The following is a 20,992-nucleotide window of genomic DNA, read 5'->3' as shown; positions in this document are numbered from 1 at the left end:
TGCGTTAACGAGGATTTAAAATGAAAATACCCGAGCTTATAAGTAGAGAAAGCTGCGGGCATTGTTTTTGGGAGGGTTATAAAGTTAAATCTTAATCGCCTCAGTAGGCGTTGTTGATAATCCACTAAAATATTTCATCACTAATTGCCCTCGGCTGTTTTTTTCTATTACTAAGTAATTGTTTGAATTAGGATAGTAAAATCTATTTTTAGACATCGTAATAAGTTTTGTTTTATCGCCACCAGTGCGCTTTGAATACAAAACATCATTTTCAAAAATTAGGCTGCGTAAGGTGTTTTTATCAATACGGTAATCACCCAATACGGGCAGCTAATTGCTGCTCTGTTACCTCTGCTTTTTTAAACTCGGGGAGTGTAATACCTAGTGCTCTGGCTGTGAGTTTTTCGTTGATAAAAATAGGATTTATGTGGTTTGAATTAGCCAGTACTGCAACATATAGCTTTTGTTCTGGAATATAGCGTGCATGTGCTAAAAAGCCATTTATTCCGCCAGTGTGTTTAATTACGGTGTATTCATTCAAAGGCTTAATAATTAATCCGTAACCATAGGATGAAACGCTGCCGTCGTTTAGTTTAAAAGGGCTGACCATCTTCTCATAACTTGCTTTACTAATAAGCTTGCCAGACGATAACGCACTAAACCAAATGTTTAAGTCAGTTGGAGTAGATATAAGCGCACCTGCGGCATATGGCCAATCCATATTAATGTAGCTGGTGTTGATAAATCCTTGTTCTGTTTGCTCATAGCCAGATGCGCGATGGGTAACAAGTTCTTGCCCTTCATAACTACTCTGATTCATTTTTAGTTTTTTAAATATGTGTTGTTCAATAAAGTCTTTGTAAGACTGGCCACTTGCTACTTCAATTATTTTCCCAAGCAGTGAATAACCGGTATTTGAATAAGCCATCGCTTCGCCGGGTTTAAACACCATTGGGTGTTTGGCAAATCGCGCTAGTGCATCGTCAACGCTGGTGGGTACTTGTATTTCTTTATCAAAGAGATCGTCGTCATCTGTGTAGTTGGCGATGCCTGAGGTGTGGGTTAATAAGTTTTCGATTGTGACGAGGTTGCCCTCTGTTGGAAAGCTTGCAACATACTTATGAATATCATCGGTAACCGCTAGCTTACCTTGCTCTTGCAACATCATAATTGCAGCTGCAGTAAATTGTTTTGAAATAGAACCTAAACGTAAAACGCTTTGCTCATTAAGTGCAATGTTATGCTCAAGGTTGGCAAGCCCGCGCGTTCCTTTAAAAAGTACTTTGCCATTTTTACTTATAATTACCGATACCCCAGGCTCGTTTTCAGCAAGGTTATGGTTAAGAATTTCCTGATACTGCGAGGCCGTCGGGTTTGCTTTTACAAGGCTGGGTGTTAATAGCGAGAGGGCTAACAAACAGCTAGCGTAAAATGGCTTAATCATATTCATCCTTTTTAGTTTTTATACCAAACCTCTAAATAGGCTTAGCGATCCTTGTGTTTTATAGTGAGTTAATATTGCACAGCTAAAAAGTAAACACAATTATCGGATTTTATAGGGGCTCAGTAATAGGTATAATCGGTGCGTTTATTAGTTTTTATTAAATTTTTACAAGGAAGTTGTTGATATGCCTGATGTAACGGCTCTATTTTATATTGCCATAATGGCCTTTTATTTATTGCGCTCAAATGATGGAAGCAAGTTAATTATAACTACGATCGTTTTAGCTGCTATTCCTCTATTTACGAGCGATTATTGGCAGTGGTTTAAGGTGAGTGTAGGGTTGGGAATTTATGTATTGATGGTGGAAAAAGCTAAAGCAGGGTATACCGGTGGAGGGGCTGTTTCAGCATTTGCTATGTTTTTTATGGTGGCTTTTTTAGTTAGTATTTTTATAAAAACTATTTTTTCTGTTGCTATTAATTTTAGTTTTTAAAATCTGCTCTAAATACTTAAAAGTAACTTTGCTAAGCCTTTTAGCTAAGTAAGCTGTTATTAAAAAGGCCGAATCCCATTTAATGGTTCGGCCTTTTCAAGCTTTAGGTTAATAACAATAAGAGTTATTTCTTCTTTTCGCTTGGTGCTGGTTGGCCATAATTAGGTGAACGAGGTCCATATAATAAGCCGTTGTAAACATCTGAAGAAAGTAAGCGTGTTGAAGTCATTGCTGCGATTTCAAAGCCTTTATCAGTGACTGTTTCAGCAATTTGATTAATTGCTGCAATAACAAGCATGCCTACAAGGCCACCACCGCCATTACTTTGTTGTTCAGCTGAAGAGGCTCTTGCTTTGCCTTGCCATAATTGCTCGCCAGTGCGTAAATCAACTAATGAGGCTGACACAGTTACAGCTGTTTCGCTAGAAATTACAACATAGCTAGTACCGTATTCTTCAATAGTGATGTAAAGCGCAGAGTCTGCACCAAAAATCTCATGTAATTTATTTACCGGTACTTGGTGCACGTCGCTTGCAACAGTGAGGCCATTACCTTTAAAGGTTTGATCAACTAAAGCAACAGGAAAAACATAAAAACCCGACTCAGCTATAGGCGCGACCATTTGAGTCATCACACTGTATGGTGCAATTACTTCAGGTGTATTATTTAGCGGAGGTAAAATAATAACTGAGTGAGGGTCTGCTTGTTTAAACGCTGTGTAGTCATGTGCTGGTGGAGGTGAAACACAACCAGCGAGTAATGCGACTAATGCGATCGCTGTGTATGATTTTAAATTAAGCATATTAAGCGCCTTTCGCAGATTTTAGAAGGAAGTCGATGTAATGAACTGATTCTGGGAAAAGTGATTTCTCAGTTTCGAAGTGAGTAGTGCCTAATGAAGGATTACCCGTTTCAAAGTACAGCATACCTAGGTGAGCATGTAGCCCAGGCGCAACATTCTTACTTTTGTTTGCAGCATCGGCAATAATTTGCTCAAGCATACTAATTTGCTCTTCAGCTGTTACGTCATCTGCTTTTAAATAGGCGTATACGGCAGTGCTATAGTCACCGTAATAGTAAATAGGTTCTTTCGTTGAGTTACAACCCGTTAGGGCTATACAAACAAATGCTAAGGTAATTAGCTTTTTCATTATTTATTGCCCCATTGGCCAGCTTCAAGACCAGTAACTAACTTGTTAACGACTTCGCGAATAGCTAGGTCAAGTACTTTGCCATTTAATGTGGCATCGTATGAAGCTGTGCTACCAAAACCAATAACTTCACGTTCTGATAAGCTGTATTCACCAGCACCTTGCACTGAATAAATAACTTCTGATGTAGTAACATCAACAACATTAAGCGTTACTTTAGCGTAAGCAATTTGCGATTTACCTTTACCCAATAAACCAAAAAGTTGGCGATCGCCAATAGCTTTACGGCCAAACCCTGTTACATCACCAGTTACAACAAATTTAGCACCGCTAAGAACTTGTTTTGTACCTGTTAACTTTGCTTCTTCTGCAAGGGCTGCCATATTGTCGCGATCAAGCACACTAAAGCGATTTGTTTGTTGTAAGTGGCTCATTAGTGTTGTTTTTGCTTGGCTGCCTAAACGGTCTTGGCCTGATGAAAATATACCATTTTGAAAGCTCGAACGGTTTACAAACTGACCTACGACTAGTTTGCTTTTTGTACCTGAGTAGGTTGTGTTATAGCTAGCAACAGTTGGTGTTTCTATTACTTTTGATGATGTTGTAGCACACCCAGCTAAAGACGAAGCTGTAATTGCAGCGATTACAATTGTTTTAATGTGGCTTTGGTTAATTCGCATAAATTTTTGTCCATATAGATAATTGCAGAAGTTTTTATTGATAGGCGCTTGATTTTTATACTTATAAGTCAATTGCTTATTTCAAGAGTCCATTCAACTTACTTTATAAACAAAAGTTGATGTAAATACAATGTTATTTATGTTTTACACAGATACACACAATAAAAAAGAATAAATTCTTTACAGGAATAATGCTAATTCATTAGTTTTTAAATTATTAGAAGCTTTTTTCTATAGTTTATATAAAGAGCATTTATTACGCGCTGAGTTGTTAATTAATAATTTTATTCCAATTAACCTTAACTTTTAAAACCAATCTGCTGCAACTTGTAGTGGGGTAGGGTCGCTTTTTTCAGATACCCAAAATACTAAGGCTTGCTTAGTTGGCGATACATTATTAGCGCGAGGCAGGGGTAAGTCAGTTAATGATAATTGCTGCCTGGTCTGCATGTCACTTTGCTCGTAGCCAATAACAACAAAGTCGTGTTTTAACTTATGGCCTGCGTTTTCGCCGCTGTGTATTTGTGTTTCTATGCCAAAACCTAACAGAGCTACATGGGCTATTAAGTTTTGGTTAGTATCATCTTTGGTATTAACAGTATCGTATTCGAGATTAATTTTACTGTTGTTTATAGTCGCTTTTAAATTACCTAAATAAGGGGCTTTAGCTACAGGAATAGCTTGCTTATAAAACCAACCTTGCCACCCGCTGCCGTTAACCATAAATCCTGGGGTTGCTACAATACGGCTTTTGCCGAGTGCCTTATAAGTACGTTGTCTTTTACTAAAAACAGCAGAGGCAAACGGGTCTTTCCATCCTAAATAATCCCAATAAGTAACATGAAAATTAATAGGGATTAAATCAGTCCATAGTTTTTCATCATCTGTAAACGTTGAAATCCAGCGCTCTGCTGGTGGGCAACTACTGCAACCTTGCGATGTGTAAAGCTCTAAAAAGGTAGTCGGATTAGCTGTACTGGTAATAGTTACTTGCTCAGCAGCTTGGCTTTGAAAGCAAAAAATTATTAACCCAACAAGTGAGATAAAAAATGGACGGGATAGTGCTTTAAAAGGCATGTTACTTCTCGCAAAGGTTGATATTGCATTCAGCCTAAATGATATTTACGATTGAAGTATCACGAAATACTCACAATTGAATCACGTTTTAACTGTATATTTTACTTGGTTAAAACTTAATTTGAACACCCGCTCAAGTTGTGCTTTAATCGTTGCTCAATAATTGAGGAACTTTACATGATTAAATTTTATTTTCACCATACTCCTAACCCAATGAAGGTTGCACTCTTTTTAGAAGAAACAGGCTTACCGTTTGAACTTGTTCCTCTTGATACTTTAAAAGGTGAGCAACATACACCTGAATTTAAAGCAATTAATCCAAATGCTAAAGCACCTGCAATAGTTGATGGTGAAACGCGTGTATTCGATTCGAACGCTATTTTAATGTACCTTTCTGAAAAATATGGAAAGCTAGAAGGCAAGGGCGATGATCGCGCTGAAATGCTGTCGTGGTTAATGTTTATCGCATCTGGTTTAGGTCCGTATTCAGGGCAGAGTGTACACTTTAGACACATGGCGCCAGAAGGGCTTGATTACGCGGCTAATCGTTATTTACGTGAAGCGCAGCGCCATTACGAAGTGCTTGATACGCACCTTGAAGGTCGTAATTTTATTGTGGGTGATACGTATACCATTGCTGATGTATCTGCATGGGGCTGGATTGATAAAGCACCGGTTGTATTAGGTGAAGAGGGCTTAGCACCGTACCCAAATCTTAAGCGTTGGTTTGAAAGCATTGATAGCCGCCCAGCGGTTGCACGTGCACGCGTAATTGGTACTGATGTGGCATTTAAAAAAGAGTTTGATGAAGACGCTAAAAAAGCATTTTTCCCTTCAAACTACCCTAAAGTATAAAAAGTACTTAATACAATAAGCAGATCAGTTAGCTGATCTGCTGTTTAGTATTTTATGGTTGTGTGAGCGCTTCTTTATTTTCGTCTGACTCAAACAAGCTAACTTCTTGTGTATGCTGGCTTACGCTATTTCTTTTTAGGGCGATGTATAGGTCTGAGTGAATATATATACCTTCTTTTCCTGACTTCATTCCTGCAATTTCAAACCATGAAAGGAGTTGGCGTTTTCTACCTGCAAGTTCAAGCCTTATATCGCGCTTTTTAAATATAACATCTAGATCGGCAAGCATGGCCATTACACTTAAATCTAAGTGAGTAAAGCAGGGCACAGCGTCAATTATTACACATTGTGTATCGTCTTTTTGTCTTGCGTATTGCTCAAGTAATCTACGTTTAAAGTAGCTGGCATTAAAGTAAGTTAAAGGTGAGTTAAAGCGATAGATAAAGACGCCTTGCACCGCTTTTGCTTTATCTGTGGCGTCTAAACTTCTTACTACACCGTTAACATCTACGCCGAGTATATTGTCAGTTGGGCGCATAACAGTGCGAATAAATTGAAATAACCCCAGTAATACAGCAAGTGTGATCCCTGGTATAACGCCAATAAATAACACCGCAAGTAAGGTGGCTGAGGCGAGATAAAATGCCTGTTTATCTTTTCGTTTTAATTGCCAAACCGCTTTTAAATCGAGTAAATGAACAGAGGCTATAATGAGTACAACACCTAGCGCTGCGCTTGGAATAAATTCAAGTGGGGCTGTTAAAAACACGGCTATGAGCGCAATAATGGCCGCTGCAATTATTGATACTAACTGCGTTTTACCACCTGTTGCATCGTTAACAGCGGTGCGTGAGTCGGCGCCACTGACTGCAAAGCCTTGCGAAAGGGCTGACGCAATATTGGCAATACCTAACGCTCTAAATTCTTTATCGGCATCTATGTCGTAGCCATTTTTAGCAGCAAAGCTGCGGGCAGTTAGCATCATACTAACAAAGCTCACGATGGCTAAGTTAAGTGCGGGTACCACTAGCTCACGAATAATCCCTAAATCAAAAACAGGGGTATTAAAAACGGGAAGCCCGCCAGTTACGGTGCCAATGGTTTTTATATCAAGTTGTTTTAAATCAAAAATCCATACCAAAAGCGCACCAAAAGCTATGGCGAACATAGACGCAGGCCACGTGGGTCTTATGCGCTTCATGGCAAAGTAAACCGCCAGTGTAAACAAGGCCATTAGTAAGGTGGGAACATGTGTTTGCGCTAGGTATGTGGGTACACCACCTAGGCGTTCAAGTAAGTAGCGCTCATCAAAGGTAAAACCGAATACTTTAGAAAATTGACCAACAATAATAGTGATAGCTACGCCGTTTAGTAAGCCCATTAAAATAGGTTTAGATAAAAAGTCGGCTAATACACCTAACTTAAATTTACTGGCTATAAAGCACCAAAAGCCGGTCATGGCGGTCATGGTGACAACAAGTTGCCAATGCTTAAAGCTGTCACCTGCAGCAAGAGGTGTTACTACAGCGGCAATAACGGCGCAGGTGGCGGCATCAGGGCCGACTATTAATTGTTTAGAAGTGCCAAAAAACGCATATAGCATCATTGGCAGTATGCAAGAATATAACCCTACGGCGGCGTTAACACCGGTTAGTTGTGCGTAAGCAATGGCAACAGGTAAAGCTACCGCAGCTACCGATAGCGCCGCTCTTACATCATCAGCAAACCATTGTCGCTCGTAGTGCAGCAATGTATCTAAACCCGGCATAAAATTATATAAACGCGACAGCACTTCAGTATCCTTGCTAATAGTTACAACGTTTTGATAGTAAATTTAATATTCAAATAAGTATAGCTAGGAGGGAGTGTTTTTTACGTAATATAAAGCTACTTTTTTATAGACGTAAAAAAGCCTGCATAAAAGCAGGCTTTAGTGTCTTGGGCGTGTTGACCTTTGTGGATTGAAATTTTTTCAATCTAGGGGCGATTAAATCGCGGCGCGAGGTTTGTAACCTAGTGGGTTAAGTAAAAACCGAGCAACAAAGAGTTAATCGTCCCTAGAAAGAACCCAAAGGGCAGCGCATGTTTGGTCTTTATGCTGCGTTATCGCCTATTTATGGGGAATAACCACACTACATAGGCTCTGTCTTGCCTAAAAAACAAACATACCGCTGCAAATTCAACCACCAAAGGACAACACGCCCTAGGGAAAATTAAAATTTAGCGCGAATACCAAAGCTGTAACGGCGATCCGCTTCAGTGTACTTCCAAGCACCACCTAGTTCAGATAGGTAGATTGAAGGCTCACCCGTTAAGTTGGTCGCATTACCTACTAAGGTCACGTTTTCGTTAATATCCCAGCTTGCAGAGAAATCTAACTGGCCTCTGTCGTCACGGTAGTTATTACCGTAAACAGTGCCTTCTGCTGAAATGCTGCCGTCTGAATTAATATTTTCTACGCGTTTCTCGTTTTCAGTATCTAAGAAACTGTCACGGTAGTTATAAGCGATACGAGTAGAGAACCCTTCGTATTCCCAAAATACTTGTAAGTTGTACGTATTTTTAGAAATATCTAATAATGGGTTGCCGTTTGGTTGTTCGCTGTCTGCATACGTGTAGTTTGCATTAACACCTAAGCCAGAAAATGCACCAGGTAAGCTTGTGAAGAACTGTTGGTAACCAACTTCAAAACCTTGTACTGAGCCGTTTTCACCGTTTACATTTTTAACTGTATCAATACCCGTTAGTCCTGCGTCACGCAAGCCTGCAACATGGTTAAAGCCATCTATATCTACAGGGTAGTCAGTCGCATCTGAGTAAACTAGGTTGTCTTGAGATACACCTGCAACGTCAAGCTGACATACTTGGTTCCACTGAGTTACGTTTTGACCTGTTGAAGTGCTTGATGCAGCTACACAGCTACTTTCGTTACTTAAGAAAGACTCAACATCTTTATAAAATACTGCGAAAGATAGTACGTTACCTTCATCAAAGTAATGCTCTACAGATAAGTCGTATTGCGTTGCACGGTATGGTTCTAAATCAATAGAGCCTTGCGTTGCACCTGTAATGTCATTATTAACGTCAAATGCAGGGCTTAGCTCGCTAAAGTCAGCGCGGCGCATAACTTTTGCAGCAGCAAAGCGGAATAATGTTTCGTCTGAGTAGTTATACGTAACGTTTAAGCTTGGTAAAAAGTCGCTGTAGTCATTGTCGCCAGTTACTTTTTCACCATTAAGAAATACGCTTGATTCTAAATCTGTAGTCACATAACGACCACCCACAATCGCAGTGATGTTATCAAAGTCTAAGTACGCTGATATGTACACAGCTGCTGTATCTTCAACTACGTTACGGTATGCGCTTTCTTGGAACTCTTGGTTATCTGAAAGACTCCCTGTTGACGCTAGGTTAGTACCTGCAAGTAACTGCTGAAGTTGAGCGTAAGTATTTGCTGGGTTAGATAAACCGTTGTAGCTTAAAAACGTTAGTAGGTCATTTTGTCCCGAATGACCTAATTGGTCAAAAGAGTTGTCGTGGCTAACTGTTGTGAAGCTATTTGAAAAAGCAGCGTTGTAGTCATCAACCCATAAAGTAGCTAATGAACCATCAGAGTCGTTAAATGCATTTTTGTAAATGTCTTTAATTTCTACTTTGTATTGCTCATATTCGTAATCGCGGTTAGTAACACGTACACCTGCTTTTACTTTAGACACCCAGCTTAAGCTGCTGAGAGGTTCAAACATTTCAACATCAAAACGAATAGCTGTTTCGTCATTGTCTGTTCTTCTATCTTCACTTTTAAACGTACGAAGTGCTAAGTTTTGTGGGTCAGTAAATGCATTAGGATCTGAATGAATGATGCTTGGTAATTTATTACCGTCTTGAGAAAATGCACCATCATATAAATGATTTGTTAGCTGAGTTCCGCCACTTGCTTCAAATGTTGATTTTTCGATTGGGCGAAGTGTAAATTCAGAATCAGGTCTTACGCTTTCTGATGATGCTACTGCAATTTCACCAGAGATTTTTATACTGTCAGTAAGGTTCCACTCTGCACCAAGTGCATTTGAAAACGAATCAGTTTCACGAAAGTCACTGTATGTTTTAGGGATACCAAATTCGTTTGTTAGCGTGTAATTATTTACGCCGTTAGCATCTTGAGTTGTATTTGCATCTGTTGATAACGAACCCGCAACACCTAATATAGAGTTACCACTTTGCTCACCAGAGCGTTTAGTGCCACTTAAATCAAGATACACCATGCCATTACCAGATTGCGGTGCCCACTGAAGTGATAAATTTACAGCAGTACGTTTACGTTGTTCTACATATTGTTCAACACTGTGCTCGTCTCGTACGATAGCGTTGCCACTTGGTGTATTACCTTCTTGGCCATTAATATCAATGTCTTGAGGTTTAACACGGCTAGACGTTTCATCTTGACGAATTTCACGATCTTGGAATGAAAACATAGCAATGGCACCAAAGGTACCCATTTCGTCAAAGTCCCAGTTGTTACCAAGTGAACCACTAAAAATAGGTGCTACTTTTTCTGTTTTATCTGCATATTCACCATCTAATGAAACTGCGCCAGTTAGTTTATCTAACTCTAATGGGCGAACTGTTTTTAAGCTAACTGTTCCGCCTAATGCACCTTCAATCATATCGGCAGTAGGAGACTTAACGACTTCTACTGTTTTTAAGAAACTTGATGGGTAATCTTGTAAGCTAATACCGTCACGAGAGTCACCAATAGTAGAGCGACCGTTTAATTCAACACGGTTTTGAGGTAAGCCACGAATCGAAACACTGTCACCCACACCAAAATCGGTATTAATAGATACACCAGTAATACGTTGCAGTGCTTCTGCAATATTATTATCAGGTAACTTACCAATGTCTTCAGCAACAATCGCATCTACAATACGTCCGTCAGTACGCTTAAGCATAGCGGCGGCTTTCATACTACCTAGCATGCCTTTTACTTCAATAACTTCAATATCTGCAGCTGCCGTTTCTGAAGCTGCCGGAGCCTCTTGCGCTGCAATAGTAGAAGAAGCCATTAATAAAAGGGCTGCTGCACTGATTGTTGTAGAGCTACTTCTTTTATGTTTATTAATTAATGTTGAAGTAATTTGATTGAGTTTCATGTATCTCTCCCGTTTGGGTACGACTTACGTCATTGTGTGTGTTGTTACTTGGTTTGGTTAACCAATTTAACTGCTGTTTCCCTGTAGTGTGTCATACAGGTGGTATGGTTGAAATTAGTCCAATTCAGCTTTTATTACAACCTTTGTTTACCAAAAATTCACAAGGTGTATTACAAAGTGTTCTTTTATTTTGCTTATATTTAATAAATTTAATGGCTTATGGTGTATTTTTATTTTTTATATTTTGAGTGAATTTTATTGAAGTATGTTTACCAAAGGCGTTTTTTTATATTATTTGTACTATTAAATACACTTTTTAGTGCTATTTTTAAATTTTATGCCGTACTTTTATACGTATTTAGTTTGTTTTTTAAGTGATGTTAAAATAATGAGATGTTCATTAAAGGTTGGCTATGGCTTATAAATTTGCGAAATAGTAAGGAGTGTAAAATCATTCAATTTTATTTTGGTTATTTGTTTTGGTAATACCAATTTTCTATTGTTTTTATATGAATTTTGTATTAGAGCTTACTGATACATATCTATATATGATTATAAATAGAGTGATTTTTACGCAAAAAAAAGCCCAGCATATTAATGCTGGGCTTTCTTAGATTAAATGTATTAGCTTTTTAACTCGCCTGTAGATGATTCTAAATGGGCTCTAATAAACCACTGAAATTGCTCTAGGTCAGCTAGTTGGCTGGTGATCATATCTTCAGACACCGGATCTAATTCAGAAAGAGTCTCAATTGCTTTGCGGTGATCGCCATTAACGCCGTTGTATACTTTATCAAGTGCGGCTAAATGCTCGGTTACTAACCCTTTACCTACTGAGTATTCGTTCCATGTACGACGATCTACAATTGATTTAGGCGTACCAACGGGCACTCCACCAAGAGTCGCAATTCGCTCTGCAATTGTATCTGTCATTTCGCGCACAATGTCTACTTGTGGGTCTATCATTTCGTGTACGCCAATAAAGTTAGGTCCCACTACGTTCCAGTGAATATGCTTTAAAGTAAGCTGTAAATCTATCAATGCAACCATGCGGTTATCTAGCGTAGCTATTGTTTTTTGAGCTGATTCGTCACTCATACCTGGCGCGGTAAATTTAGTTGTTTTGTTTGATTCGTTATTGTTACTCATAATTTCTCCTACATTAAGTAATGTGTTGCTCATATAATATGTTGCGTTATTAGCATAACTTAAACTTAATGAAGCAACTGTTATGCCGTAAGTTGATTGTTTTTAAAAGTAATTTAAAAACATGAGGTTATGTTTTAATTTAAGATTTTAGAGGCAGGAGGGGTGATTGAATTTTTGAAAAGCCTGCATACATTTGTAAAATCTGCAGACTTTAATTTAATAACGCTTAAGTGTATTTAAACTTTGGCTATATATTCGTGCGCTTTTAAAACATCGAGCGGCACTATTTCTAATGATTTTTTATTTGTGGCTTCAAGTACCACTGGTGGCGCAACGTTTGCTGAAATAGCATGAAGCCATCTTAATGCACACAAGCACCATTTATCACCGGCTTTTAAACCTTCAAAATCGTAAAGAGGGTTCGGGCTTATTAAGTCGTTACCTTGTGATTTTGAAAATTGTAAAAACTCGTCAGTCATAATTGCACACACACTGTGATTGCCAAGATCTGATTCTGGTACATAACAAAATCCTTCACGTGTGTAGCCACCATTACCGCAACATAGTTTTAAACGTGTGCCAAGTACATTAAATTGATTCGCCATGAAATACCTTAGTTTGTGGTGTTTAATAAATTTACTCTATCAGGAGTAACTCGCTTGAGATAGCTATAAAACTTAAAAGAAGGAAGGGCTACACAAACTTAAGCCCGCAGCAAAATTGCGGGCTTAGTATTATTTATTTAATACGCAGTGCCATACAATCGCTATGGCCGTTTATGATCATGCTTTTATCAACACGTACGCCGCCACCAGAGTATTTTCCGGCGGCTGTAAAACTACATATTTGTACAAAGTAGTCATCTACTTTAGGCAGTGCAAATAGTTGTTGGTATATTTGGTCTTGCTCTGCAAAGTGCCCCATTGTTTTTTCAATAACTTGCTGCTGTTCATCAACAAGTTGAATATTAGCGCCACAGCGTCCTACTATTGGTTTAACTACATAACCGGTTTGTAATAACTCGTCGTTAAGCTCAAACGTGGTATTAAGTAAATATTTATGATTAGGGAATAAGCTCCACAGTATTGGCAAAATAGCTTTGTTACTTGGAATTAATGTCCACAGCGGTTCAAACACCATCACGTTTTTACGCAGTAATACATCGACTAAGCGTGGCGTTTCACCAGCTTTGAATTGTGGTTCAAAGTTATCACCTAATGATTGGTCGGCTTCGCATTCTTCACGAATTTGATCAAGTGCGGTTTCCCACGACCAGGTTTTCCATACGTAACTCAGTTGTGCGCCATCTGCATCTACTATGTTGCCTGATTCATTCCAGCGAAGTGTGCTTAAGCCAATTACCAACTTACACTCAAAGCCCGCGGCTTCAATAGCTTCTTTCATAAATAATGCGTGGTAATGCTCTTCTGGTTCATCATCTTGCAGAATATGAACAAGACCTTTTACTTCACTTTTACGCCATGCTTTTACGAGGTCTTTAAATAAGTTTTGACCTGCATCTACACCTGTTTTAACACCAAAGTGTTTTGCCCATTTACCCTGAACTTTGCCGCTTTCCATGTAACACGATGCCGAATCGCAATTGTATTCGTAAACTTTTAAACCTGCTGCTGTTAAAGCAAAGTCAAACCGACTGGTAATTAATTGGTTTAAGCGGTTATCCCACGATTGGCGAATTTTATTAATCACAACATCGGGTAAATTAAACTTTTTTAATAACTCAGGGTGCTGCAGTACATAGTCGGTTGCATGCATAAATAAGCCATGCAGCTCATTTGTTGCATGCTCAATGCTTTGCTGCGCCGTTTGAGATATCGCAAAGTAATTATGTTGATCCTCAGCTACTGATGTAAGTTTATGGCCTTGCATCATTTCTACGTAGGCAGCTTCATCGTCATTCGCAATATTTAACCATGACTTGTTTGCTTGGCCTGTATCTACTGCTTTATGGGCTTCTATAATAAATAAATCAGTGTTTAGCTCAGACGTTGGCTCAGCATATTCTGTTTCATCAGTTTGTGTCATCCAGCCTAAAATAGTGGCGTCGCTGTAAGAGCACTCAATCCAATAGTCGCCATCTTTGGTTACTTTTGCTTTTAGCTCACGACACCAGCTTTGATCTTTTGGCCATATTTGATGTCCTACATTTTGCTCAGCAAGGCGTATTTTATCTTCGTGCACTTCAACAACGACAGCAACATGGCCTGTTTCTTCAAACTCGCCGCCTTCCTCCCAAATAAGTAAACTACCTACTTGAGGATGATATTTAGCACCATTTTTAAACGCGTTTAGTGGTAATCTGTTTTGGCTATTTACATCGCGCACAGAACGCAGCTCAAAAATATCGTAAGCCATAGCAATATCATCAAAAATATAGCTATGGTTGAGATACATCCATCGACGTGCAAACTCAACGCATTGCCATTTATAGCCCATGTAAATGCCATCAAGGTAACTACGATAGGCGCTACGATTAGGATAAATACTTTCGTCAGCCGTATCATAATCAGATGAGTAAACAGCAACATTACCAGGTGCATAACCTAATAAGGTACCAAAATCACTAGCAGGAGCAGAAGATTTCATAAACAAAGATGTTCAAAATAAAGGTGTGATAATTTGCTGACTATATGAGCGAAACTGCGTTATAGCAAGATATAACTGGGTTTAATTTTTAATTAAATATTGGCGCTAAATAGGGCTTAAAATTATATTTTATCAATCCATAGTTTTAAAAGCAGTAGTTAAAAAATCCCTCCTTCAAAGCGCTTATACATGTAAAACTGAACCTATATTCGTACTTTAGTTAATTTTTTGTTAAACTGTTGCGCTTGGTATAGTTGAAACTAGTTAAAACTAATTAAAAGTTTTTAAAACAGGAAAAACAATGGAAGACATAATAAACAACATTGATATTAATCAATATTTACCCGCTGCAATTACGTGGGCAACCAACATATTACTAGCGATTGCAATTTTGCTTGCGGGCTTATGGTTAGCGGGCAAAGTACGCAATTTAATTATTGGCTTATGCCATAAATACACTCATCTTGATGACACGCTTTTTCGCTTTTTAGGCAGCATGGCTCGATACATCATATTAGCGTTCGTTATTATTGCTGTGTTAAATCGCTTTGGTGTACAAACAGCCTCTATTATTGCTTTGCTAGGTGCTGCGGGACTTGCTATAGGCTTGGCGTTACAAGGTGCAATGTCGAACCTTGCAGCAGGCGTTATGCTACTAGTTTTCAGACCTTATAAAGTGAATGACTTTATTGAGGCAGCAGGGCGTTTTGGTAAAGTAACAGAAGTAGATATGTTTACTACTATTTTACAAACGTTCGATAACCAACAGGTTATTATTCCAAATAGTCAAATTTGGGGCGCGCAAATTATAAACCATTCACATCATCCAATTCGTGGTGTGGATATGCATTTTGGTGTTGCTTACGGTGAAGATACAACGGCTGTACGTAAAGTTATAGATGGCGTACTTGCAGCGCACCCACACATACTAAAAGATCCCGCTCCTTTTGTTGAAGTAGAAACTCTTAACAACAGCTCAGTAGACTTTTTAGTAAGACCTTTTTGTAAGGGCGAGCATTACTTCGATATTCTTTACACTGTGCCAGAGTTAATTAAAAAAGCACTGGATGAAAACAACATCGAAATACCTTTCCCACATCGTAAAGTTATTTTAGTTAACGAAAGCAAAGATTAACTAAATTTAAAACGATTTAAACCTAAGGGCACTTTTAAAGTGCTCTTTTTTTGTGTGAAAAAGTTACATACCTGTGTAACCATTTCTTTTATAAATCACCTCAAATACTACATTGTTATCTGTACAGCCCTTTTTTACTAGGTTGGATGGCTGGTCTTTATTTTGCATTTGCATAGTCGCTTTTAGCTTTAAAGCTCATAAAAACTATTGACCCATTAAATCAAACTGTATGAAGGACTAAACATGGCTGAATCATTTAAATACTCAGGTAATAAAGGGCATGGCGGTGAATTGCATCAAAAAGCGTCGGATGAACACCCTACTATGACTACCGCGCAGGGCTGCCCTGTAAGTGACGATCAAAACTCATTACGTGCAGGAAAGCGTGGCCCAGGATTATTAGAAGATCACATAATGCGCGAGAAGATCTTTCACTTTGATCATGAACGCATTCCTGAGCGTGTAGTGCACGCTAGAGGCTATGGTGCACACGGATATTTTGAAACTTACGATACGCTTGAAGATTTAACCTGTGCAGATATTTTTCAGCGAAAAGGTGAAAAAACCCCAGTATTTACTCGTTTCTCTACAGTTGCAGGTAATAAAGGGTCTCCAGATTTAGCACGTGATGTACGTGGTTTTGCGGTAAAATTTTATACCCAAGAAGGAAACTGGGATTTAGTGGGTAACAATATACCGGTATTCTTTATTCAAGATGCGATGAAGTTTCCAGACTTAGTTCATTCAGCTAAAGCCGAGCCTGATCGTGGTTTTCCACAAGCGCAAACAGCACATGATAACTTTTGGGATTTTGTGAGCTTATCGCCTGAGTCAATGCACATGGTTATGTGGGCAATGTCTGATAGAGCTATTCCACGCTCTTTACGCTTTATGGAAGGTTTTGGCGTTCATACCTTTAAATTTATTAATGCCAAAGGTGAAGATAAATTTGTTAAATTTCATTGGAAACCAAAAGGCGGCATGCAATCTGTAGTATGGAACGAAGCACTTAAGCTAAATGGCGCAGACCCTGATTTTCATCGCAGAGATATGTGGGAATCTATTGGTAATGGCGACTTCCCTGAGTGGGAGCTAGGTGTACAGGTGTTTGATCAGCAATTTGCTGATGAATTTGAATTTGATGTTTTTGATGCCACTAAGCTTATACCTGAAGAGCAAGTACCAGTGCAAATTGTTGGCCGTATGGTGCTTGACCGTGTTGTAGACAACTTTTTTGCAGAAACAGAGCAAGTAGCATTTTGTACTCAAAACATTGTACCGGGGCTCGACTTTACACCCGACCCGCTACTGCAAGGTCGTAACTTTTCATACTTAGATACTCAAACTAAGCGTTTAGGTGGTCCTAACTTTACGCACATTCCGGTCAATGCGCCTAAATGTCCAATGCGTCATTTTCAGCAAGATGGCCACATGGCAATGCACAATCCAAAAGGGCGTGTTAATTATGAGCCAAACTCATGGAGCGGCGACGAAAACAACCCGCGCGAATGCCCAGTACATGGCTTTAAAAGCTCAGGCGAGCCTGAAGTAAGCGGCGGTGATAAACTGCGTTATCGCTCAGAAACATTCAGCGATCATTACAGTCAAGCCCGTCAATTTTATTTAAGTCAAACAGAGGTAGAGCAGGCGCATATTCAATCTGCGTACGTGTTTGAGCTGTCTAAAGTTGAGCATTTACCAATACGAGAACGTTTGGTATCGCACTTGTTAAATATTGACGAAACCCTCGCAAATAAAGTTGCCGAAGGACTTGGCTTGCAAGAAATGCCAGACCCAGCTGAAGCTGCTATGCCAACACGTAAAGACTTACCTGTATCTGATGCGTTAAGTATTTTGAAAAATGCGCCCAACACCTTCAAAGGCCGTAAATTAGGTATTTTAGTAAGTGATGGCTTTAATGCAGACATCTTTGAATCGGTTACCAATGCACTTAAAAGTGAAGGCGCAAACTTTGAAATTATTGCCCCACAAGTTGGCGGTGCTAAATGCAGTAAAGGTAAGCACTTTAAAGCTGATCAGGTTATTAATGGTGGTCCATCGGTTTTATACGATGCGGTACTTGTACTCACCACTGAAGAGGGAGCCGAAAAACTAGCTGCCATAGCAGAAGCTAAAGACTTTGTAAGTGATGCGTACGCACATATGAAATACATAGGCTACACAAATGAGGCTAAGCCTTTATTTAAAGCGGCAGGCCTTGATGGAAAAGTAGATAATGGTTGGATAGATTTAGAGGCACATTCAGCCGATAAATTTATAAATACATTACGTAATTTAAGATTCTGGAAACGTTAGTAAGCTCAATAATTAAAAAACCACAGCATGTAATTGTTGTGGTTTTTTTTAGCTCACCTAGTTAAGGTATTAGTTCAAGCCAACAATAAAAATTGGATATATTATGAAGCTTAATGGCGCTTGTCACTGTGGCAAAGTGGTATTTACGGCCAACTCAAAACACCCTTATCCTTACAATTTATGTTACTGCTCTATATGCCGTAAAACTGCAGGGAGCGGCGGGTTTGTTATTAATTTAAACGCGCAATACAGCACGCTTGAGGTTACAGGGCGTGAACACATAACTATTTATCATGCAAAAATAGGCGATAAAATTAGCCCTGCAGAGCGTCATTTTTGTAAGCATTGTAGTGCTAACTTGTGGTTATACGATGCACGTTGGCCTGAGCAAGTTCACCCCTTTGCTGGTGCAATAGATAGTGAGTTACCCATACCGCCAGAGCGCACTCATTTAATGCTTGGTAGTAAAGCAAATTGGGTAAATGCGCCCATTAATGAAGGTGACAAGCAATTTGAAGAATACCCTGATGAAAGTATTGCTGCTTGGCATGAGCGTTTAAACCTCGAAAAGTAACGCAATTTTTTGTATGAGCTAAGCTTAAATTTAGGGGCAATTAAACGCATATTTAGTTTATTAAATATTAAAAATCACCGCGTAAGTAAAGGAGAATATTATGGCAGTCTCAGCAATACCAAAAGGGTTTCATTCAGTTACACCTTATTTAATTATGAATGACGCACAAAAAGCGATAGATTTTTATTGTGATGCATTTAGTGCTGAACACGTAATGCAAATGCCTTTACCTGATGGTGGAATAGCCCATGCAGAAATAATAATTGGTGATTCGCATATTATGCTTTCAGATAATGGTTCTGAAGAGCATTTAAAAAGCCCAAAAGAGCTCGGTGGTACAGCGCTAAGCCTTATGCTTTATGTTGAAGATGTTGATACCGTATTTAAAAAAGCAATTGAGCTTGGTGCAACAGAAATAAGACCCGTACATGACCAGTTTTATGGTGATAGGACCGGTACGCTACAAGACCCATTTGGTCATATATGGATCATTGGTACACACAAAGAAGATGTTAGTGACGAAGAGTTAAATAATCGAATCGGGAATATAACAAATCAAGAGCAAGACGCATAACTAGCATGCTAATTAGATTTATGTACCTTCCTAATTACGTGACGGCTTTAATGAAAGGCTTGTAGCTTTTGCTTCAGCTTAACTAGGTTTTACCTTGTTATCGACATGGTTTTCTTACCTAAACGTAGCTCACTTAGTAAAGCGAATTAGTATAAATTACTAGTTAAATTTTAGGCATAAAAAAACCTCAGCCAATAATTAGCTGAGGTTCAAAAAGTGGTACCAGCGGCCGGACTCGAACCGGCACTCCTTTCGGAAGGGGATTTTGAATCCCCCATGTCTACCAATTTCATCACGCTGGCATAATTTTTCTTTAATCTTTTAAGCATAAAAAGATAAAGAAAAACCACTTAAAATAAAAAGGATACTTATATACCTCTTATTCTGTATCCGCATTATACAAACAATAGAGTATGCAGCAAGCATTTTCTTTTGTTTGTAATAACAACTGATTGATAATTAATCGTTTATAGCAAGGAGACTCCACAGGTGATTTTTTTAAGTCTTTTTGGCTAATATATAAAGCGAATATTTTGGGTTATGAGTGCTATTAAACTGTTATGCGATTGAATAAATAAGCAATTGAACTATTGATAATAGTTAGCCGTATTACAATAATTATTCCTGCTTTATGCCGATTTTGCGCTTAATTCAGGTATTATTTGTACAACAAGGTTTTTAAGACATTATATATGACCCAATTAAGTGCCAAACAGAACATTCAATCGATTGTTAAAGCAATTAAGGCAGAGGAAGCATCACTTCGTCAAAAGCACCCGTTACTTGCACATCAAAATACCTTAGGGTTAATTATTTTATTGCTATCGCTTAGCGCATTAATTGGTGTTGGTGTTTTATATTATTTAGCCATCATACCTGCTTGGGTATGTATAGTACTTGCGGCTATTGCTGCGTCTATTTCCCATGAGTTAGAGCACGACCTTATACATAAACAATACTTTAGCAATCAGCCTTTCATGCATAATTTTATGATGCTAACAGTATGGTTAATGCGGCCAAATACTATTAGCCCATGGTACCGACGTAAAATGCATTTACACCATCACAAAACCTCAGGCACACAACAAGACTTAGAAGAACGCTTGGTGGGAAACGGTACTAAAAATCCATTTTTACGTGCGCTAGTTATTGTAGATGGGTTATTAGGGTTAGTTATTTCTACTAAACGTTTTAGAAAAGAAATTAATGGCTTTAGTTTTTCGAGTGTTTTTAATGCGGGATTTCCGATAGCGACTGCGTATTTCGCTATTTTATATAGCATTATTTTATTTCATATTGTTAATTTATTTATACCACTTTCGCTAAATTCGCCTAGCTGGTTGTTAAGTACAATGAATGCGTTTGAATTTTTAATGGTTGTGCTCATTGTTCCTAATGTTATTCGCTCAAGCTCGCTTAATTTTGTTACCTCAAGCATGCATTACTATAGCGGCGTTAATAATATGCTTGAACAAACACATGTACTAACGAGTCGTTTATTTATGCCGTTTCACTTGTTTTGTTTTAACTTTGGTAGAACGCATACCATTCATCATTTTGTGCCAAATCAGCCGTTTTATTTACGCCAAATGCTAAGTAAAAAAATACTTAAAGTAATGGCGCAGCATAATGTGCGCTTTAACGATTTTGAGAGCATTAAAAATGCGAATGCTTACAAGGCATAACCTAAAACTTCAGTAAAAACCGTTATTACATAGGTGCTCAGTTGCCTATTCAATAACGTATGATTGCTTTAGTTGGATATAAAACTAAAGCAATCATCT

Annotated in this window: 17 protein-coding genes and 1 tRNA gene; 7 read left to right on the top strand and 11 right to left on the bottom strand. The window is 38.6% G+C overall.

Annotated features, from left to right (window positions below; all coding sequences use genetic code 11):
• Positions 1 to 313: 313 nt before the first annotated feature.
• Complete coding sequence (locus GQR45_RS07960; RefSeq protein ID WP_240920182.1) at positions 314 to 1,444, bottom strand: beta-lactamase family protein; 1,131 nt, start codon at positions 1,442 to 1,444, stop codon at positions 314 to 316.
• Between the two features lie 184 nt (positions 1,445 to 1,628).
• Between GQR45_RS07960 and GQR45_RS07955 the strand changes: the two genes are divergently transcribed.
• On the top strand, positions 1,629 to 1,937 hold the full coding sequence (locus GQR45_RS07955; RefSeq protein WP_165725629.1) for a hypothetical protein: 309 nt from the start codon (positions 1,629 to 1,631) through the stop codon (positions 1,935 to 1,937).
• Positions 1,938 to 2,061: 124 nt separating this feature from the next.
• Here GQR45_RS07955 and GQR45_RS07950 read toward each other — a convergent pair whose 3' ends face one another.
• From GQR45_RS07950 to GQR45_RS07935, 4 genes are all read right to left on the bottom strand, one after another.
• Positions 2,062 to 2,739 carry a DUF799 domain-containing protein gene (locus GQR45_RS07950; RefSeq protein WP_008165257.1) on the bottom strand — a complete coding sequence of 226 codons (678 nt, stop codon included), beginning with the start codon at positions 2,737 to 2,739 and terminating at the stop codon, positions 2,062 to 2,064.
• A 1-nt stretch (position 2,740) separates the two neighbouring features.
• Positions 2,741 to 3,088: a DUF4810 domain-containing protein gene (locus tag GQR45_RS07945; RefSeq protein WP_008165258.1), complete on the bottom strand. Its 348-nt coding sequence runs from the start codon at positions 3,086 to 3,088 to the stop codon at positions 2,741 to 2,743.
• The gene (locus GQR45_RS07940; protein WP_165725628.1) at positions 3,088 to 3,768 is read right to left on the bottom strand and encodes a CsgG/HfaB family protein; all 681 of its coding nucleotides are present in this window, start codon (positions 3,766 to 3,768) and stop codon (positions 3,088 to 3,090) included. The genes GQR45_RS07945 and GQR45_RS07940 overlap by 1 nt, the downstream gene beginning before the upstream one ends.
• Positions 3,769 to 4,074: 306 nt before the next feature.
• Entirely contained in the window at positions 4,075 to 4,845 is a 771-nt protein-coding gene (locus GQR45_RS07935) for a DUF1223 domain-containing protein (protein ID WP_165725627.1), read from the bottom strand.
• Between the two features lie 177 nt (positions 4,846 to 5,022).
• On the opposite strand from GQR45_RS07935, the gene GQR45_RS07930 reads away from it, so the two are divergent.
• Positions 5,023 to 5,700 (top strand): glutathione S-transferase family protein, encoded by a 678-nt coding sequence (locus GQR45_RS07930; RefSeq protein WP_165725626.1) that lies wholly within the window; start codon positions 5,023 to 5,025, stop codon positions 5,698 to 5,700.
• A 52-nt stretch (positions 5,701 to 5,752) separates the two neighbouring features.
• On the opposite strand, the gene GQR45_RS07925 is transcribed toward GQR45_RS07930, so the two are convergent.
• The 5 genes from GQR45_RS07925 to gss all read right to left on the bottom strand — a co-directional run bounded on the left by GQR45_RS07925 (position 5,753) and on the right by gss (position 14,609).
• Complete coding sequence (locus GQR45_RS07925; protein ID WP_165725625.1) at positions 5,753 to 7,492, bottom strand: SulP family inorganic anion transporter; 1,740 nt, start codon at positions 7,490 to 7,492, stop codon at positions 5,753 to 5,755.
• A gap of 421 nt (positions 7,493 to 7,913) precedes the next feature.
• Positions 7,914 to 10,853 carry a TonB-dependent receptor gene (locus GQR45_RS07920; protein ID WP_165725624.1) on the bottom strand — a complete coding sequence of 980 codons (2,940 nt, stop codon included), beginning with the start codon at positions 10,851 to 10,853 and terminating at the stop codon, positions 7,914 to 7,916.
• A gap of 624 nt (positions 10,854 to 11,477) precedes the next feature.
• On the bottom strand, positions 11,478 to 12,002 hold the full coding sequence (gene dps / locus GQR45_RS07915; RefSeq protein ID WP_010553097.1) for a DNA starvation/stationary phase protection protein Dps: 525 nt from the start codon (positions 12,000 to 12,002) through the stop codon (positions 11,478 to 11,480).
• Positions 12,003 to 12,238: 236 nt separating this feature from the next.
• Positions 12,239 to 12,607, bottom strand: coding sequence for a DUF2237 domain-containing protein (locus GQR45_RS07910; RefSeq protein WP_121953954.1), 369 nt, complete (start codon positions 12,605 to 12,607; stop codon positions 12,239 to 12,241).
• Between the two features lie 133 nt (positions 12,608 to 12,740).
• A complete protein-coding gene (gene gss, locus GQR45_RS07905) occupies positions 12,741 to 14,609 on the bottom strand; it encodes a bifunctional glutathionylspermidine amidase/synthase (protein WP_165725623.1) in 1,869 nt (622 codons plus the stop codon).
• A gap of 301 nt (positions 14,610 to 14,910) precedes the next feature.
• On the opposite strand from gss, the gene GQR45_RS07900 reads away from it, so the two are divergent.
• The 4 genes from GQR45_RS07900 to GQR45_RS07885 all read left to right on the top strand — a co-directional run bounded on the left by GQR45_RS07900 (position 14,911) and on the right by GQR45_RS07885 (position 19,208).
• Entirely contained in the window at positions 14,911 to 15,744 is an 834-nt protein-coding gene (locus GQR45_RS07900; RefSeq protein ID WP_007581470.1) for a mechanosensitive ion channel domain-containing protein, read from the top strand.
• A gap of 243 nt (positions 15,745 to 15,987) precedes the next feature.
• Positions 15,988 to 18,060, top strand: a complete 2,073-nt coding sequence (locus GQR45_RS07895; RefSeq protein WP_165725622.1) for a catalase — start codon at positions 15,988 to 15,990, stop codon at positions 18,058 to 18,060.
• A 103-nt stretch (positions 18,061 to 18,163) separates the two neighbouring features.
• The gene (locus GQR45_RS07890; protein WP_165725621.1) at positions 18,164 to 18,634 is read left to right on the top strand and encodes a GFA family protein; all 471 of its coding nucleotides are present in this window, start codon (positions 18,164 to 18,166) and stop codon (positions 18,632 to 18,634) included.
• 100 nt (positions 18,635 to 18,734) lie between these two features.
• Entirely contained in the window at positions 18,735 to 19,208 is a 474-nt protein-coding gene (locus GQR45_RS07885) for a VOC family protein (protein WP_010553103.1), read from the top strand.
• A 217-nt stretch (positions 19,209 to 19,425) separates the two neighbouring features.
• Here GQR45_RS07885 and GQR45_RS07880 read toward each other — a convergent pair.
• A tRNA-Leu gene (locus GQR45_RS07880) sits at positions 19,426 to 19,510 on the bottom strand.
• 390 nt (positions 19,511 to 19,900) lie between these two features.
• On the opposite strand from GQR45_RS07880, the gene GQR45_RS07875 reads away from it, so the two are divergent.
• Entirely contained in the window at positions 19,901 to 20,893 is a 993-nt protein-coding gene (locus GQR45_RS07875) for a fatty acid desaturase (RefSeq protein ID WP_165725620.1), read from the top strand.
• Positions 20,894 to 20,992 lie beyond the last annotated feature (99 nt).

It is taken from the genome of Pseudoalteromonas sp. SA25, from assembly GCF_011378705.1.
Lineage (GTDB): Bacteria > Pseudomonadota > Gammaproteobacteria > Enterobacterales > Alteromonadaceae > Pseudoalteromonas > Pseudoalteromonas arctica.
The sequence above is the reverse complement of the archived record's forward strand: the minus strand, read 5'-3'. Positions and strand labels throughout refer to the sequence as shown.